We start from the raw sequence: 2574 nt of genomic DNA on the forward strand, positions 1-2574 counted from the left end.
CCTCCTCACCTACTGAGCGTCCGCCACCCCCGCCTGCGGGCACAGCGCCAGGATCACGCACCTGCTGCACCACGGCCGCCGCGCAATGCAGATGTTCCGCCCGTGCAACGTGCCCAGCACCCCGCATGCGATCCATTCCCGCTTCGGCAGCAGCTCCATGAGATCCGCCTCGATCTTCTCCGGCGTCTTCTCCCGCGACAGCCCGGTGCGCCCGGCGAGCCGCTGAACGTGCGTGTCCACGACGATCCCCGCCGCAATGCCCATTGCGCTGCCCAGCACTACGTTCGCCGTCTTCCGCGCCACCCCCGGCAGCACCACCAGATCGCTCATGCTGCGCGGCACGTCGCCCCCGTGCTTCTCCGCCAGCTCCTTGCCGATCTCGACCAGCGACTTCGCCTTCTGATGGTAGAAGCCCGTCGCCCTAATCTCCTGCTCCAGCTTCCCCGGGTCCGCCTTCGCGTAATGCGCCGCTGTTGGGTAGCGCTTGAACAGCGTGCGCGTGACCTCGTTCACCTTCTTGTCCGTGCACTGCGCCGCGAGCACGGTCGCCACCAGCAATTCCAGCGGGTTGCTGAACTCCAGCTCGATGCGCGCATCCGGCCGCGCCCGCTTCAATTCCCTCAATATCGCCCGCGCCCGCTGCGCGCGCTCCTCCTGTGTCTCCCTCGCCATCAGTGTCTCACCTCGGCGCTTCGCTCTCCATCTTCACCAGCCATACTTCCTGAGGTCGCAGGTCGGCGATGAATGCGACGCCCGCCGTGCCGTCTGGCCGCAATCGCACGGGTCGGTCGTTCAGCAGCTCCGTCGCCGACGCGCCGGTCATATCGAGCGCCTCCGCGTCAACCGCGATCCGCGTCTGCTTCGCTCCATCGCTCGCATTCATGACCGTCAGGTACACCACGCCCTGCCGCGGTCCGTAGCGCTCCACGTACACTTCGGGGTCATCGCTCCGGGCGTGCGTCACCGGCTCCCATCCGGCGCGCGCGATCTCCCGGATCAACGGCATGTAGCGCTTGAACAACTCCCGGTCACGATTATACAACGTGGGCCGCGCCCAGTACGGATCATCCGCCGCATTGTGGCTGAAGAAGCCCGGGAAGATGCCATAGAACAGGCAGTGCCGGAAATACCGCTCCGTGTACTCGCGCGGGAACTTGTCGTACTCGCTGTTCATCAACAGGCAGTACGGCTTCTGATAACACAGTCCCCGCCGCAGCATCATCACGTCGTCCGACTGCGGGTGCAATTCCCCGTCGCGCAGCCAGTTCGTCTCGGTCCCCATGACATCCAGCAGCGCCGCGAACTGGGCATACCGCCACAGCGCCCCGTTAGCGAACATCAGCTTCTCCGCGTCGTGCATCCGCCGCGCGCACTCCGCGATGAACTCGTACGTCCCGAAAATCAGCGCCTGCCCGCACCGGCCGGTCGCCGGCTCGAACACCAGCGGGATCTCCACATCGCGCCAATGCTCCCGCCGGAAGTTCAGGTACTCGCACCCCATCTCCATCGAATCAATGTACGTGCCGGAGACGGCCGGCCGCGGCCCTGTGCTCGCCTCGAACGCCGTGTTCGCAAGCAGGTTTCCGCCGCCGTCACCTACACGCAGCTCCGGCCGCGCGAACCACGCCCGCCCCGCGTGCGGCGCCCGCAGCAGCATGTGAAACTGCACCTGCGCCACTGGCTTCGGCGGGTCAATCCGCACCTCCCCCACCTCCCAGTCGTGCGTCCCCGTCGCAAACGGCGCGACGAACGCATAGCCCGGCGTCCCGTCGGCGTACAGCAGGTCGAGGTACAGCGAATAGTCCACACCCCCATCGCCGGTCACGCGATCCGCCTTGCTCCAGGTCCGCGCGACCATCGGCTCCTGCCGCGGCGGGGTGAGAATCACGGTCTGGCTCGCGCCCGACGATACCCCAGGCGCGTTCTCGCAGCGCAGCGCGGTCGCGCCATCCGGGCCGCCGCCCGGCTCCACCACATAGCCCCGGTCCCACGCCCGCCACTCCGCCAGCGGCCAGCGCTCCCCCGACATCGCCCGCTCGATATCGGCAAACATCACTTGCGCTTTGTTGGTGCGATGCTCCTCGCTCAGCGGCACGCCCGGCGCCGGGTTGAGAATGAACAGCGCGCCATCACACCACGGCGCCTTGAGCACGTGTACGACCGGCTGGCCGTCGGCGCCCTGCACGATCGAGGTTCGTGTCGCCGCCGCGTAGCTGGTCTCGGGAGCCGCGCGCGCCTTCTCCTCCAGCAGCGCCTCCGCCGCCTCGCGCGTGCGCGGCGCATCCTGCGGCATCGCCATCCAGTAGCTCACCGGCTCCACGTACACGAAGCTGTATATCCCGTGCGCGCTGTCGAAGGGTACGTTGTTCGTGCCCTCCTTGAACGCGAAGCCGAAATCATCCCACCCCTCGACCGACGCGATGTCGGCGAACGGCATCCACATCCCCTCGCGCTCCACGCGCTTGACGAAGCACTCCGCGAAGATCTCGTAATAGCGCGCCAGTGCCGCTCTCATCCCCCACTCCGGTTCAAACGCGTAGAGCACGAACTCGAACGACGCCTCGTGCGGGAACC

General features: G+C 67.1%; 2 protein-coding genes. Both read right to left on the bottom strand.

Annotation, left to right across the window (positions count from 1 at the left end):
- Window positions 1-9 precede the first annotated feature (9 nt).
- Window positions 10-672, bottom strand: a complete 663-nt coding sequence (nth, locus tag JSV65_19000) for an endonuclease III (GenBank protein ID UCH34581.1) — start codon at window positions 670-672, stop codon at window positions 10-12.
- A 7-nt stretch (window positions 673-679) separates the two neighbouring features.
- Window positions 680-2574, bottom strand: a 1895-nt coding sequence (locus JSV65_19005; GenBank protein UCH34582.1) for a hypothetical protein, incomplete at its 5' end; no start/stop codon positions are given.

It is taken from the genome of Armatimonadota bacterium (genome assembly GCA_020354555.1).
Lineage (GTDB): Bacteria > Armatimonadota > Hebobacteria.

Coding starts and splice junctions, on each gene's coding strand:
- nth (UCH34581.1), bottom strand. CDS start 672: ATGGCGAGGGAGACACAGGAGGAGCGCGCGCAGCGGGCGCGGGCGATA.